General features: G+C 69.7%; 12 protein-coding genes and 1 riboswitch. Of the genes, 10 read left to right on the forward strand and 2 right to left on the reverse strand.

Annotated features, from left to right (window positions below):
* Window positions 1–47 precede the first annotated feature (47 nt).
* On the reverse strand, window positions 48–1,433 hold the full coding sequence (locus tag ACFY60_RS12895; RefSeq protein ID WP_388611217.1) for a cysteine desulfurase/sulfurtransferase TusA family protein: 1,386 nt from the start codon (window positions 1,431–1,433) through the stop codon (window positions 48–50).
* A 310-nt stretch (window positions 1,434–1,743) separates the two neighbouring features.
* Here ACFY60_RS12895 and coxB point away from each other — a divergent pair, with 310 nt between their 5' ends.
* The 4 genes from coxB to ACFY60_RS12915 all read left to right on the forward strand — a co-directional run bounded on the left by coxB (window position 1,744) and on the right by ACFY60_RS12915 (window position 6,215).
* Entirely contained in the window at window positions 1,744–2,709 is a 966-nt protein-coding gene (gene coxB / locus ACFY60_RS12900; protein WP_309049712.1) for a cytochrome c oxidase subunit II, read from the forward strand.
* The gene (gene ctaD / locus ACFY60_RS12905; RefSeq protein ID WP_388611219.1) at window positions 2,706–4,442 is read left to right on the forward strand and encodes a cytochrome c oxidase subunit I; all 1,737 of its coding nucleotides are present in this window, start codon (window positions 2,706–2,708) and stop codon (window positions 4,440–4,442) included. Before coxB ends, ctaD begins: the two co-directional genes overlap by 4 nt.
* Window positions 4,439–4,837: a cytochrome c oxidase subunit 4 gene (locus ACFY60_RS12910; RefSeq protein WP_309049710.1), complete on the forward strand. Its 399-nt coding sequence runs from the start codon at window positions 4,439–4,441 to the stop codon at window positions 4,835–4,837. The genes ctaD and ACFY60_RS12910 overlap by 4 nt, the downstream gene beginning before the upstream one ends.
* Window positions 4,838–4,955: 118 nt before the next feature.
* Window positions 4,956–6,215, forward strand: coding sequence for an Ig-like domain-containing protein (locus ACFY60_RS12915; protein WP_388611222.1), 1,260 nt, complete (start codon window positions 4,956–4,958; stop codon window positions 6,213–6,215).
* A gap of 92 nt (window positions 6,216–6,307) precedes the next feature.
* On the opposite strand, the gene ACFY60_RS12920 is transcribed toward ACFY60_RS12915, so the two are convergent.
* Window positions 6,308–6,709, reverse strand: a complete 402-nt coding sequence (locus ACFY60_RS12920) for a hypothetical protein (protein ID WP_309049708.1) — start codon at window positions 6,707–6,709, stop codon at window positions 6,308–6,310.
* Window positions 6,710–6,911: 202 nt separating this feature from the next.
* Here ACFY60_RS12920 and ACFY60_RS12925 point away from each other — a divergent pair, with 202 nt between their 5' ends.
* The 6 genes from ACFY60_RS12925 (at window position 6,912) to ACFY60_RS12950 (ending at window position 14,165) form a co-directional block, all read left to right on the forward strand.
* Window positions 6,912–7,532 (forward strand): heme-copper oxidase subunit III, encoded by a 621-nt coding sequence (locus ACFY60_RS12925; protein WP_309049707.1) that lies wholly within the window; start codon window positions 6,912–6,914, stop codon window positions 7,530–7,532.
* Between the two features lie 71 nt (window positions 7,533–7,603).
* Entirely contained in the window at window positions 7,604–8,413 is an 810-nt protein-coding gene (locus tag ACFY60_RS12930) for a c-type cytochrome (protein ID WP_388611224.1), read from the forward strand.
* Window positions 8,410–9,462, forward strand: coding sequence for a Rieske 2Fe-2S domain-containing protein (locus ACFY60_RS12935; protein ID WP_309049705.1), 1,053 nt, complete (start codon window positions 8,410–8,412; stop codon window positions 9,460–9,462). Before ACFY60_RS12930 ends, ACFY60_RS12935 begins: the two co-directional genes overlap by 4 nt.
* Window positions 9,459–11,081: a cytochrome bc complex cytochrome b subunit gene (locus tag ACFY60_RS12940; protein ID WP_388611226.1), complete on the forward strand. Its 1,623-nt coding sequence runs from the start codon at window positions 9,459–9,461 to the stop codon at window positions 11,079–11,081. The genes ACFY60_RS12935 and ACFY60_RS12940 overlap by 4 nt, the downstream gene beginning before the upstream one ends.
* A 156-nt stretch (window positions 11,082–11,237) precedes the next feature.
* A complete protein-coding gene (gene trpD, locus ACFY60_RS12945) occupies window positions 11,238–12,302 on the forward strand; it encodes an anthranilate phosphoribosyltransferase (protein ID WP_388611228.1) in 1,065 nt (354 codons plus the stop codon).
* Window positions 12,303–12,392: 90 nt separating this feature from the next.
* Window positions 12,393–12,509, forward strand: a riboswitch (SAM riboswitch).
* A gap of 240 nt (window positions 12,510–12,749) precedes the next feature.
* A complete protein-coding gene (locus ACFY60_RS12950) occupies window positions 12,750–14,165 on the forward strand; it encodes an aminotransferase class V-fold PLP-dependent enzyme (RefSeq protein WP_388611230.1) in 1,416 nt (471 codons plus the stop codon).
* Window positions 14,166–14,173: the final 8 nt, after the last annotated feature.

The following is a 14,173-nucleotide window of genomic DNA, read 5'->3' on the forward strand; positions in this document are numbered from 1 at the left end:
GCCCCCGGTGCCCGCCCGCACCACGAGCGCGGCGCCCTGCCCGGCGGTCACGTCAGGCGGCGCACCACGTAGGCCGCGCCGCCCCGGGGGGACGGCTCCTCGCCCACGTACTCCTGGCCCCGCATCTCGCACCACGCCGGGATGTCCAGCCGCGCCGCCTCGTCGTCCGCGAGCACGGTGACCGTACCGCCCACGGGCACGTCACCGATCACCTTGGCCAGCTCGATCACCGGGATCGGGCAGCGCTTCCCGAGCGAGTCCACGACCAGCGGGCCGGGCCCGGCCACCGGGGCCGGGGCGGCGGCCGGGGCGCCCAGCCGCTCCCGTACCCCCGCGACCACCCCCGGCAGCACCGCCAGGAACCGGTCCACGTCCTCCTCCGCCGTCCCGGCCGGCAGCGACACCCGTACGTTGCCCTCGCTCAGCACCCCCATCGCCCGCAGCACATGGCTGGGCGTCAGCGTCGAACTCGTGCACGACGAACCGGACGAAACGGAGAAACCCTCCCGGTCCAGCTCGTGCAGCAGCGTCTCCCCGTCCACGTAGAGACAGGAGAAGGTGACGAGATGGGGAAGCCGGCGCACCGGGTCGCCGACCACCTCCACGTCCGGCACCAGCTCCGGCACCCGCGCCCGGATCCGGTCCACCAGCGCCCGCAGCCGCGCCCCCTCGGCCGCCGCCTCCGCCCGCACCGCCCGCAGCGAGGCCGCCGCCGCCACGATCGCCGGCAGGTTCTCGAAGCCCGGTGCCCGGCCCGACTCACGCTCGTCCGAGGGGCCTTGCGGGGCGAACCGGACACCCTTGCGGACCGCGAGCAGGCCCACACCCGCCGGCCCGCCCCACTTGTGCGCGCTCGCCGCGAGCAGCGACCAGCCCGCCGCCACCGGCCCCCAGGCCAGCGACTGGGCCGCGTCCACCAGCAGCGGCACCCCCGCCACCCGGCACGCCTCCGCCACCTCGGCCACCGGCTGCTCGGTGCCCACCTCGTGGTTCGCCGACTGGAGACAGGCCAGCGCCGTCCCGCCGTCCAGGGCCGCCGCGAACGCGCCCGCGTCCACCGCCCCCGACCGGTCCACCGGCACCTCGGTCACCGACCCGCCGGCCGCCGCGTGCGCCTCGGCCGCGTGCAGGACGGAGGAGTGCTCCACGGCCGAGACCACGAGCCGGTTCCCGACCCGCCGACGCCCGGCCAGCGCCCCCGACACGCCCGTGTGCACCGCGCGGGTACCCGAAGGAGTGAACACGAGCTCGTCCGGGCGGCACCCGACCGCCTCCGCCGCCGCCTCCCGCGCCGCGTCCAGCAGCATCCGGGCCCGCCGCCCCTCCCGGTACAACCGGGCCGGATCGGCCCACCCCTCGTCCAGGGAGGCCAGCAGGGCCTGGCGGGCGACGGGGTGCAGCGGGGCGGCCGAGGCGGCGTCGAAGTACGGCATCCGCCCACCGTAGAGCCTAGGCGCCCCCGGCCCCGCCCCACCCGGTGAGTCCGCGTCAGGCCGCCCCCGCGCGGCGTCGGCAGGGGCCCGGCGGACGTGCGGGACCCCCTCCCGGAACCCCGGAGTCCACCCCTTCGGGGAGTCGGACGGCGCGTTGGGCACCCTCCCCGCGCGACCCCAAATAGCGTCCAGTAGGGTTTGGTCCGCATAAACATCCAAACCCCTGCCCGCGGCACGGGGCGGCGACCGACCAGCGAGACGGACGGCCGTGGCCGACCAACGCGGGCCGAGACTCTCGGGAAGGCGCTACGTGAGTCCCAACGGCTCCGACCGCTCGTCGCGGCGCCCGATGCGGCGGAAGCTGCCGCAGGTGCTGACTGCGGGCCTGATCCTGGCGACAGCCACCGGCTGCTCGTACAACTGGGAAGACTTCCCCCGCCTTGGCATGCCCACCCCCGTCACGGAAGAGGCGCCTCGGATCCTCTCCCTGTGGCAGGGCTCCTGGGCGGCCGCGCTGCTCACCGGAATCCTGGTGTGGGGCCTGATCCTCTGGGCCACCATCTTCCACCGGCGCAGCCGCACCAAGGTCGAGGTACCTCCGCAGACCCGTTACAACATGCCCATCGAGGCGCTGTACACGGTCACTCCGCTCATCATCGTCTCGGTGCTGTTCTACTTCACCGCACGCGACGAGTCGAAGCTCCTCGAGCTCTCCCCCAAGCCGGCCCACACCATCAACGTGGTCGGCTACCAGTGGAGCTGGGGCTTCAACTACATCGAGAACGTGCCCGGTGTGAAGGGCGACGCCAAGAAGGACAAGAACCTCGCCTCGATCCCGGACAAGTTCCTCAACGACTTCCCGGAGAACGCGGGAGGCGTCTACGACGCGGGCATCCCGGGCGACCGGAACCCGCAGACCGGCAACCCGGGTCCGACCCTGTGGCTGCCCAAGGGCGAGAAGGTCCGGTTCGTCCTGACCTCCCGTGACGTCATCCACTCCTTCTGGGTGGTCCCCTTCCTCATGAAGCAGGACGTCATCCCGGGTCACACCAACGCCTTCGAGGTGACCGCGACCCAGGAGGGCACCTTCCTCGGCAAGTGCGCCGAGCTGTGCGGTGTCGACCACTCCCGGATGCTCTTCAACGTCAAGGTGGTCTCCCCGGAGCGCTACCAGCAGCACCTGAAGGAGCTGGCCGAGAAGGGGCAGACCGGCTACATCCCGTCCGGCATCGAGCAGACGGACCCGGCCAGGAATGCGGAGAAGAACCAACTGTGAGCATCCCCAACGAAACCCAGGGTGCCGCCGCAGCTGAGGACTCGTACGAGAACGAGCTGCCCGTACGGCGCAAGCAGCCCGGCAATGTCGTGGTGAAGTGGCTGACCACCACCGACCACAAGACGATCGGCACGCTCTACCTGGTCACGTCGTTCGTCTTCTTCTGCATCGGCGGTCTCATGGCGCTCTTCATGCGCGCCGAGCTGGCCCGTCCGGGTACGCAGATCATGTCGAACGAGCAGTTCAACCAGGCGTTCACGATGCACGGCACGATCATGCTGCTGATGTTCGCGACGCCGCTGTTCGCCGGCTTCGCGAACTGGATCATGCCGCTGCAGATCGGCGCGCCCGACGTGGCGTTCCCGCGGCTGAACATGTTCGCGTACTGGCTGTACCTCTTCGGCTCGATCATCGCGGTGGCCGGCTTCCTCACCCCGCAGGGTGCGGCCGACTTCGGCTGGTTCGCCTACTCCCCGCTGTCGGACGCCGTCCGCTCGCCGGGTGTCGGCGCCGACATGTGGATCATGGGTCTGGCCTTCTCCGGCTTCGGCACGATCCTCGGCTCGGTCAACTTCATCACCACGATCATCTGCATGCGCGCTCCGGGCATGACGATGTTCCGCATGCCGATCTTCACCTGGAACGTGCTGCTGACCGGTGTCCTGGTCCTGCTCGCCTTCCCGGTCCTGGCGGCCGCGCTGTTCGCCCTGGAGGCGGACCGCAAGTTCGGCGCGCACATCTTCGACGCGGCCAACGGTGGAGCGCTGCTCTGGCAGCACCTCTTCTGGTTCTTCGGCCATCCCGAGGTGTACATCATCGCGCTGCCGTTCTTCGGCATCATCTCCGAGGTCATCCCGGTCTTCAGCCGCAAGCCGATGTTCGGCTACATCGGTCTGGTGGCCGCGACCATCGCGATCGCCGGTCTGTCCGTGACCGTGTGGGCGCACCACATGTACGTCACCGGTGGCGTGCTCCTCCCGTTCTTCTCCTTCATGACGTTCCTCATCGCCGTACCGACCGGCGTGAAGTTCTTCAACTGGATCGGAACGATGTGGAAGGGCTCCCTGTCCTTCGAGACACCGATGCTCTGGGCCGTCGGCTTCCTGATCACCTTCACCTTCGGTGGTCTGACCGGCGTCATCCTGGCCTCGCCCCCGATGGACTTCCACGTCTCGGACTCGTACTTCGTCGTGGCGCACTTCCACTACGTGATCTTCGGCACCGTCGTCTTCGCGATGTTCTCCGGCTTCCACTTCTGGTGGCCGAAGTTCACCGGCAAGATGCTCGACGAGCGCCTCGGCAAGATCACCTTCTGGACGCTGTTCGTGGGCTTCCACGGCACCTTCCTGGTGCAGCACTGGCTCGGTGCCGAGGGCATGCCGCGACGTTACGCGGACTACCTGGACGCCGACGGCTTCACCGCCCTGAACACGATCTCGACGATCTCCTCGTTCCTGCTCGGCCTGTCGATCCTGCCGTTCTTCTACAACGTCTGGAAGACCGCCAAGTACGGCAAGAAGATCGAGGTCGACGACCCGTGGGGCTACGGCCGCTCGCTGGAGTGGGCGACCTCCTGCCCGCCGCCGCGGCACAACTTCCTCACGCTGCCGCGGATCCGTTCGGAATCCCCGGCGTTCGACCTGCACCACCCTGAGATCGCGGCTGTCGACCAGCTCGAGAACAGGCCTCACGAGGCTGAGGCCCTCACCGGCGGCAAGGAGGCCGGCAAGTGAAGATCCAGGGCAAGATGTTCATCTGGCTGAGCATCTTCATCCTCGCCATGGCGATCCTCTACGGCGTGTGGTCGAAGGAGCCGGTCGGTACGACGGCGCTGTTCCTGGCCTTCGGCCTGGCGATCATGATCGGCTACTACCTGGCCTTCACGGCCAAGCGGGTCGACGCCATGGCGCAGGACGACAAGGAGGCCGACGTCGCGGACGAGGCCGGCGAGCTGGGCTTCTTCGCCCCGCACAGCTGGCAGCCGCTCTCGCTGGCCGTCGGCGGCTCGTTCGCCTTCCTCGCCGTCGCGATGGGCTGGTGGCTGCTGTACTTCTCGGCGCCGCTGATCCTGGTCGGTCTCTTCGGCTGGGTGTTCGAGTTCTACCGCGGTGAGAACCAGAACCAGTAACACCGGCGGTACCCCGCACCACCCCGAGGGGCCCGGACGCTTCGTCACCGAAGCGTCCGGGCCCCTCGTTTGCAGCACTCGGCGCGCCCGGCCCGGAGATTGTCCTTAGCGTGAGGTCATGAACGACACGCCGCGCATCCGGACTGTTCTGAGCTGCACGCTTCTGGTCCTCGCCGTCACCGCCGGCGCCACGTCCTGCGCGGGCCCCGACCGGCATCCGCTGTCGGCGAGGCCCTTCGACGCGGCGGAGCAGGTCGTGTTCAACACGCCCTCCGGCAGCGCCAAGGCGAACCCCGACAAGCCCCTGGAGATCACCGCCAAGGGCGAGGACGGCCGGATCACCGATGTCACCGCCACCGACGAGGCGGGCCGCCACCTGGCGGGCGAGCTCTCCGCCGACGGCCGCCGCTGGCGCTCCACGGCCGCCCTGGCGGCCGGGGCCCGCTACACCGTCCGCGTGGCCACCGAGGACGGGGACGGCGCTCCAGGAGCCCGTACGTTCACGTTCGGGACGGCCCCGGCGAAACGGGCCCTCACCGTCACCTTCGGGCCGGAGGCGGGCACCTACGGCGTCGGGCAGCCCATCACGGCGGACCTCAGCCTGCCCGTCAAGGACCGGGCCGCCCGCGCGGTCGTCGAGCGGGCCCTGAAGGTCCGCTCCACCCCCGCCGTGGAAGGCTCCTGGTACTGGGTGGACGACAAGAAGCTCCACTTCCGGCCCAAGGAGTACTGGCCCGCCGGCGCCCTCGTCTCCGTCAGCGGCAACCTGAACGGCCTCAAGGTCGGCGACAAGCTGTACGGCGGCGCGTCCAAGCCGCTCCGGCTGAAGATCGGCGACCGCGTCGAGGCGATCGCCGACGCCGGCAGCCACTACATGACCGTCAAGCGCAACGGAGAAGTGATCAACACCATTCCGGTGACCACCGGAAAACCGGGCTTCTCCACCCGTAACGGGATCAAAGTGGTCCTCGGCAAGCAGTACTACGTCCGTATGCGCGGCACCAGCATCGGCATCGCCGAAGGCAGCTCAGAGTCGTACGACCTGCCCGTCTACTACGCCACCCGGGTGACATGGAGCGGCGAATACGTCCACGCCGCCCCCTGGTCCGTCGGCTCCCATGGCGTGGCGAACGTCAGCCACGGCTGCGTCGGCATGTCCACCGGAAACGCGGCGTGGTTCTACGAGACCGTCCGCGCCGGCGACATCGTGAAGACCGTCAACAGCTACGGCGACACGATGGACCTCTTCGGCAACGGCTTCGGCGACTGGAACCTGCCCTGGGAGAAATGGCGCCAGGGCAGCGCCCTGGTGGCCGCCAAGGGCGATCCGACGGCCACCGAGGACGCCAAGGCCCGCCTGCGGCCGACGCTCCCGTAGGGGCCCGGGCCGGGCCCCCGCCTTCGCCGGAGGAGCCCCTGCGGGCGCCTGCGGCGCGCGGCGCCCCTCGGCCGGCTCGCCGGTGCGGAGCGCTACGCTCCGATCGCGAGGCGGGAGCGGAGCAGGGCCGCCAGGGAGGCCGCGAACTCGACAGGTTCCACCGGAAGGGTGACGGCCGCGTCCGCGCGGCTCCAGGTGGCCAGCCAGGCGTCCTGCGGGCGCCCGATCAGCAGCAGGACCGGAGGGCAGTGGAAGACCTCGTCCTTGATCTGCCGGCACACCCCCATGCCGCCAGCCGGCACCGCCTCGCCGTCCAGCACGCAGACGTCGATCCCGCCCTCCTCCAGGGCCTTCAGGACCGCGGGCAGCGTGGCGCACTCCACGAACTCCACCGGGGGAACGTCGGCGGCGGGCCTGCGCCCTGCCGCCAGCCGGACCTGCGCGCGGGTGTTCGCGTCGTCGCTGTAGACCAGGACCGTGGCACTCGACTGCATCGTTCCTCCGTCTGGAAGGCGGGGTGGTCGTCGTCGACCGGTGCGCCGGATGCTACTCCGCTCCACTGCCCGTCAACACCCGTTCAACACCTGTTCGAAGGGTGCCCCGAGGCCCTTCCGATGGGCCGTTCGGGCTGGACACGGGCCCCTGACACTCCGAACGGCACCCCCCGGAGTGAGGGCGGGATAAGCGACCGACATAATGTCGGTCGTGGCGACAGTAACGACAGTAGATACCGGGCACGCGCACCCGTCGGTCAATCGACCGAACCTCACCAGCGTCGGAACCATCATCTGGCTGAGTTCCGAGCTGATGTTCTTCGCGGCCCTCTTCGCGATGTACTTCACCCTGCGATCGGTGACGGGTGCCGAGTACTGGGCGGAAAAGGCTTCGGCCCTCAACTTCCCGTTCTCGGCGACCAACACCACGATCCTGGTGCTCTCCTCCCTCACCTGCCAGCTCGGCGTCTTCGCCGCCGAGCGGGGCGACGTGAAGAAGCTCCGGACGTGGTTCATCATCACGTTCGTGATGGGTGCGATCTTCATCGGCGGCCAGGTCCTGGAGTACACCGAGCTGGTCAAGCACGAGGGCCTCTCGCTCTCGTCGGACCCGTACGGCTCCGTGTTCTACCTGACCACCGGCTTCCACGGACTGCACGTGACAGGCGGTCTCATCGCCTTCCTGCTGGTCCTCGGCCGGACATACGCCGCCAAGAGGTTCACTCACGAGCAGGCAACCGCCGCCATCGTCGTGTCCTACTACTGGCACTTCGTCGATGTCGTCTGGATCGGCCTCTTCGCCACGATCTACATGATCAAGTAATCGGGCCCGCTCGGCGGACCCGAGACATCCAGCAAGCATCGACGCAGAAGATCCTGACACCGGGGTAATCCGTGAAAAAGCTCTCCGCACGACGACGCCATCCGCTGGCGGCGGTCGTCGTCCTACTTCTCGCGCTGGCGGCCACTGGGGGGCTGTACGCCGCGTTCGCGCCCGCGGGCACGGCGAAGGCCGATGAAACCGCCCAGTCCCTCGCCATCGAGGAGGGCAAGAAGCTCTACTCCGTCGGCTGCGCCAGCTGCCACGGAACCGGCGGTCAGGGCACCACTGACGGCCCGTCCCTGGTCGGCGTCGGTTCGGCCGCCGTCGACTTCCAGGTCGGCACGGGCCGCATGCCGGCCCAGCAGCCGGGCGCCCAGGTTCCGAGGAAGAAGGTCATCTACACGCAGGCTGAGATCGATCAGCTCGCGGCGTACGTCGCCTCCCTCGGCGCCGGCCCGATCACGCCGACGGAGGGCCAGTACAGCCCTGACGGTGCCGACGTCGCCAAGGGTGGCGAGCTGTTCCGCACCAACTGTGCCCAGTGCCACAACTTCACCGGTGAAGGCGGCGCGCTGACCCACGGCAAGTACGCCCCCAGCCTCGAAGGCGTGAGCCCGAAGCACCTCTACGAGGCCATGCAGACCGGCCCGCAGAACATGCCCTCCTTCCCGGACACGACCATGCCGGAGAAGGAGAAGAAGGACATCATCGCGTACGTCCAGGCCGTCAACAGCGAGAAGGCCGACAATCCGGGCGGTCTCAAGCTCGGTGGCCTCGGCCCCGTCAGCGAGGGCCTGTTCGCCTGGATCTTCGGTCTGGGTGCGCTGATCGCAGTTGCCATCTGGGTCGCGGCCCACACCGCTAAGGCCAAGAAGTCATGAGTACCCAAGAGATTCCAGAAGAGAACCTGCCGGCTGGGCAGGACGCCGCGCACGGCGCGGTGAAGGTCGCCGACGACCCGTTCGCCGACCCGGGCCTCCCGCCCCACAAGCCGCGTATCCAGGACATCGACGAGCGGGCCGCCCGGCGGTCCGAGCGCGCGGTCGCCCTCATGTTCACGCTGTCGATGCTGGCCACCATCGCCTTCATCGCCTCGTACGTGATCTTCCCGGTCGACCAGATCGTCTACATCTGGCCGTTCGGCCGGGTGTCGGCGCTCAACTTCGCCCTGGGCCTGACCCTCGGCGCGGCCCTCTTCTTCATCGGCGCGGGCGCGGTCCACTGGGCCCGCACCCTGATGTCCGACGTCGAGGTCGCCGACGAGCGTCACCCGATCGCCGCGTCGCCCGAGGTCAAGGCGCAGGTCATGGCGGACTTCGCGGCGGGTGCCGCCGAGTCCGGCTTCGGCCGCCGCAAGCTGATCCGCAACACGATGTTCGGCGCGCTGTCGCTCGTCCCGCTCTCCGGCCTCGTGCTGATGCGTGACATGGGCCCGCTGCCCGAGAAGAAGCTCCGGACCACCATGTGGGCCAAGGGCAAGCAGCTCATCAACATGAACACGCACGAGCCGCTGCGTCCCGAGGACGTCGCGGTCGGTTCGCTGACCTTCGCGATGCCCGAGGGCCTCTCGGAGCACGACCACCACTTCCAGACCGAGATCGCCAAGGCCGCCCTGATGATCGTCCGGATCCAGCCGGAGGACATCAAGGACAAGCGCGAGCTCGAGTGGTCGCACGAGGGCATCGTCGCCTTCTCGAAGATCTGCACCCACGTGGGTTGCCCGATCTCGCTGTACGAGCAGCAGACGCACCACGTGCTCTGCCCGTGCCACCAGTCCACCTTCGACCTCTCCGACGGCGCCCGCGTCATCTTCGGCCCGGCCGGTCACGCCCTCCCGCAGCTGCGGATCGGCGTGAACGACAAGGGCTTCCTCGAGGCGCTCGGCGACTTCGACGAGCCCGTCGGTCCTGCCTTCTGGGAGCGCGGATGAGCACTGTGACGGATACGAAGAAGGCACCCGCCGGTGAGCGGGTCGCCGACTGGGCCGACGGTCGCCTGGGGATCTACACGCTGGCCAAGGCCAACATGCGGAAGATCTTCCCGGACCACTGGTCCTTCATGCTGGGCGAGATCTGCCTCTACAGCTTCATCATCATCATCCTGACGGGCGTCTACCTGACGATGTTCTTCCACCCGTCGATGAACGAGGTGGAGTACGCGGGACCGTACGTCCCGCTCCAGGGACAGCTGATGTCCGAGGCGTTCAACTCGACCATGCACATCTCGTTCGAGGTGCGCGGTGGTCTGCTCATCCGGCAGATCCACCACTGGGCGGCGCTGATCTTCCTCGCCGGCATGTTCGTGCACATGATGCGCGTCTTCTTCACCGGCGCGTTCCGCAAGCCGCGTGAGATCAACTGGCTGTTCGGCTTCCTGTTGTTCTTCCTGGGCATGTTCACCGGCTTCACCGGTTACTCGCTCCCGGACGACCTGCTCTCCGGCACCGGTGTCCGCTTCATGCAGGGCGCGATCCTGTCCGTGCCGGTCATCGGCACGTACCTGTCGATGTTCCTGTTCGGCGGGGAGTTCCCCGGCGGCGACTTCGTGGCCAGGTTCTACTCGGCGCACGTGCTGCTGCTGCCCGGCATCATGCTGGGCCTGATGGTCGCGCACCTCATCCTGGTGTTCGTCCACAAGCACACGCACTTCGAGGGCCCCGGCCGCACCAACAAGAACGTCGTCGGCATGCCGCTGCTGCCGGTGTACATGGCCAAGGCCGGAGGCTTCTTCTTCCTGGTCTTCGGTGTCATCGCGATCATCGCGGCCATCGCCTCGATCAACCCGATCTGGGCGCTCGGCCCGTACCGCCCGGACCAGGTGTCCACCGGCGCCCAGCCCGACTGGTACATGGGCTTCGCCGAGGGTCTGATCCGTGTCATGCCGGGCTGGGAGATCAACCTCTGGGGCCACACCCTGGTCCTGGGCGTCTTCATCCCGCTGGTGATCTTCCCGCTGGTGCTCGGCGCGATCGCGGTCTACCCGTTCATCGAGTCCTGGATCACCGGCGACAAGCGCGAGCACCACATCGCGCAGCGCCCGCGCAACGCTCCGACGCGCACCGCCTTCGGTGTCGCCTGGATCACCGCGTACATGATCATGCTCGTGGGTGGTGGAAACGACCTCTGGGCGACCCACTTCCACCTGTCGATCAACTCGATCACCTGGTTCGTCCGGATCTTCTTCTTCGCCGGACCGGTCATCGCGTTCATCATCACCAAGCGGATCTGCCTCGGCCTCCAGCGCCGCGACAGGGACAAGGTGCTGCACGGCCGCGAGTCGGGCATCATCAAGCGCCTCCCGCACGGTGAGTTCGTCGAGGTCCACGAGCCGCTCAGCCAGGGCGAGCTGTACAAGCTCACCGCGCACGAGCAGTACGAGCCCGCCGAGCTGCCGCCGGCCGTCGACGAGAACGGTGTCGAGCGCAAGGTCGGGCGCATGGAGAAGCTGCGGGTCAAGCTCAACAAGGGCTACTACGGCGAGGACAGCCAGATCGCCAAGCCCACCGTCGAGGAGTACAAGGAGATCCAGAGCGGCCACGGCCACCACTGATCACCTGACCTCCTCCCCCTGAGGCCTCGCCCCGGGGGACCCCAGAAGGTCGCCACGGCGAGAGCCCCGTCCATTCGATGGACGGGGCTCTTTGCCGTTCCCACCGGTCGATAGGGTGACCCTGTATCCGTCACGTGACGACCACCAGGAGCTGCCATGAGCGCTGCGACCCCCGCTGGAGGACCGACCACGGCGGGCCGCTCCTGGCCCGTCGTCCTGGACGGCCTCCTCACCGGACGCGACCAGAGCGCCGACGACACCGCCTGGGCGATGGACCGGATCCTCCGCGGCGAGGCCACCGACGCCCAGATCGCCGGCTTCGTCGTCGCCCTGCGTGCCAAGGGGGAGACGGTCGAGGAGATCACCGGCCTCGTCCGCACCATGTACGCGCACGCCAACACCATCGACGTGCCCGGCGAGACCGTCGACATCGTCGGCACCGGCGGCGACGGCGCCAAGACGGTCAACATCTCCACCATGTCGGCGATCGTCGTCGCCGGCACCGGCGCCAAGGTCGTCAAGCACGGCAACCGCGCCGCGTCCTCCGCGTCCGGCGCCTCCGACGTCCTGGAGAAGCTCGGCGTCAACCTGGAGCTGACCCCGCGCCGGGTGGCCGAGGTCGCCGAGGAGGCCGGGATCACCTTCTGCTTCGCCGTGAAGTTCCACCCGGCGCTGCGTCACGTGGCCATGGCCCGCAAGGAACTGGGCATCCGCACCGTCTTCAACTTCCTGGGCCCGCTCACCAACCCGGCCCGCGTCCGCGCCCAGGCCACCGGTGTCGCCGACGCCCGGATGGCCCCGATCGTCGCCGGCGTCCTGGCCGAACGCGGCTCCTCCGCCCTGGTTTTCCGCGGCGACGACGGACTCGACGAGCTGACCACCACGGCCACGTCGCGGGTCTGGTTGGTCCGCGACGGCGCCGTACGGGAGGAGGCCTTCGACCCGAGGGACGTGGGTATCGGCCTGGTGCCCGTGGACGCCCTGCGCGGCGCCGACGCCTCGTACAACGCCGACGTGGCCCGCCGGCTGCTCGCCGGGGAGACCGGTCCGGTGCGGGACGCGGTGCTGCTCAACTCGGCGGCGGCGCTCACCGCCCTCCGACCGGGCGACGGCACCCTCGCCGAGCAGATCCGCGCGGGCATCGAACAGGCCGCCGAGTCCATCGACTCCGGCGCCGCCCGGCGCGTCCTGGAACGCTGGATCGCCGCCAGCCACGCCTGAGCCCCGCGCCGCCTCAGCGGCGACGGCCCCGGTCCCAGCATGCGGACCGGGGTCTTGCGTTTCGGCGATCATGTGGCAGGATGCGTGGCAGGTCATGAGTGACAGCTGTGAAGCCCCGGCTTGCTGTCCGGCAACCCTCCGTCCGTGGCGGGGTGCCCCGGGTGAAGACCAGGCCGTAGGCAGCGAGGTCTACGGCAAGCGCGGGCCCCTCGACACCAGGGGTCCTGGTCTCTCGAGGAGCGTTTTTCCGTGAGCAAGCGAATGCGATAGGGCGAATCCGCCCCTTCTTCACCCTCGGACACAGGGTCACTTCCGCGTACCCGCACGCAGGTCCGCGCGCGTCCGCGTCCCCCTGAGCCTCCGAGGCAGCACCCGTACCCCGCCGTGCCCGGCCGCGTACGGGAACCACCGAAGCCATTCCGCACTGCCCCGCCGGGAGATACCGCCATGTCCGCACGCCCGAACGCCGCCGCCACCGCCGCTGTTTCCGCTTCCGTCCCCGCCGCCACCGCCGAGTCCGCCGACCCCTGCTGCGAGGCCCCGCTCCCGGTCCTCGGCCGCGACGTCACCGTCCCCCTCGTCACCGGCGGCGAGGTGACCTACGCGGCGCTCGACTACGCCGCCAGCGCCCCCGCCCTCCAGCGCGTGTGGGACGACGTCGCCGCCTACGCCCCGTACTACGGCAGTGTCCACCGCGGGGCCGGGTACCTCTCGCAGCTCTCCACCGACCTCTTCGAGAACAGCCGGACCACCGTCGCCGAGTTCCTCGACTGCCGCCCCGGCGACCAGGTCGTCTTCACCCGCTCCACCACCGACTCGCTCAACCTCCTCGCCCGGGCGCTCCCCGCCGGCTGCCAGGTCTTCGTCTTCGAGACCGAGCACCACGCCTCGCTGCTGCCCTGGCAGGACGCCCGCGTGACCTACCTCGACGCGCCCCGCACCCCGGCCCAGGCCGTCGAGACCCTGGAGCGGGCGCTCGCCGACCGCGACCCGTACGGCCCCGCCCTGGTCTGCGTCACCGGCGCCTCCAACGTCACCGGCGAACTGTGGCCGGTCCGTGAACTCGCCGCCGCCGCGCACGCGCACGGCGCCCGGATCGTGCTCGACGCCGCTCAGCTCGCCCCCCACCACCCGGTCTCCGTCACCGGACTCGACGTCGACTGGGTCGCCTTCTCCGGGCACAAGCTGTACGCGCCGTTCGGCTCCGGCGTCCTCGCCGGTCGCGCCGACTGGCTCCAGGACGCCGACCCGTACCTCGCGGGCGGCGGCGCCTCCCGCACGGTGGCCCGCCGGGCCGACGGCGGTGTGGAGGTGGAGTGGCACACCACCGCGGCCCGGCACGAGGCCGGCTCCCCGAACGTCATCGGGGTCTACGCCGTCGCCTCCGCCTGCAAGGCGCTCACCGACGCCGGCTTCGAGAACCTGGTCGCCCGCGAGCGGCACCTCATCGAGAAGGTGCGCACCGGCCTCGCCGGCGTCCCGCAGGTGAAGGTGCTCTCCCTCTTCGGCGACGACGCGCCCCGCGTCGGCGTCCTCTCCTTCGTCGTGGAGGGCTGGAACAGCTCCCACTTCGCCGCCGCGCTCTCCGCCGAGTACGGCATCGGCGTCCGCGACGGCCTCTTCTGCGCCCACCCGCTGGTCCGCACCCTGCTCGGCAGCGACCCGCAGGACGTCGGCGCCTGCGGCGCCCCCGAGGCGCGGCCGGGCGAGCGCTCCCTCAACGCGATCCGGGTCAGCTTCGGCGCCGGCACCCCCGACGAGCACGTGGACCGGTTCGTCGGCGCGGTGAAGGAGCTCGTGCGGGACGGCGCCCGCTGGTCGTACCGCACCGAGGACGGCCGCTGCGTCCCCGACCGCGGCTGACCCGTACC

It is taken from the genome of Streptomyces sp. NPDC012827, from assembly GCF_042900905.1.
Taxonomy (GTDB): domain Bacteria; phylum Actinomycetota; class Actinomycetes; order Streptomycetales; family Streptomycetaceae; genus Streptomyces; species Streptomyces gulbargensis.

Bases quoted from the DNA above. Each gene is read 5' to 3' on its own strand.
- ACFY60_RS12940 (WP_388611226.1), top strand. From the start codon at position 9,459: ATGAGCACTGTGACGGATACGAAGAAGGCACCCGCCGGTGAGCGGGTC.
- ACFY60_RS12895 (WP_388611217.1), bottom strand. From the start codon at position 1,433: ATGCCGTACTTCGACGCCGCCTCGGCCGCCCCGCTGCACCCCGTCGCC.
- ACFY60_RS12925 (WP_309049707.1), top strand. From the start codon at position 6,912: ATGTCGGTCGTGGCGACAGTAACGACAGTAGATACCGGGCACGCGCAC.
- ACFY60_RS12915 (WP_388611222.1), top strand. From the start codon at position 4,956: ATGAACGACACGCCGCGCATCCGGACTGTTCTGAGCTGCACGCTTCTG.
- ACFY60_RS12920 (WP_309049708.1), bottom strand. From the start codon at position 6,709: ATGCAGTCGAGTGCCACGGTCCTGGTCTACAGCGACGACGCGAACACC.
- ACFY60_RS12935 (WP_309049705.1), top strand. From the start codon at position 8,410: ATGAGTACCCAAGAGATTCCAGAAGAGAACCTGCCGGCTGGGCAGGAC.
- trpD (WP_388611228.1), top strand. From the start codon at position 11,238: ATGAGCGCTGCGACCCCCGCTGGAGGACCGACCACGGCGGGCCGCTCC.
- ACFY60_RS12950 (WP_388611230.1), top strand. From the start codon at position 12,750: ATGTCCGCACGCCCGAACGCCGCCGCCACCGCCGCTGTTTCCGCTTCC.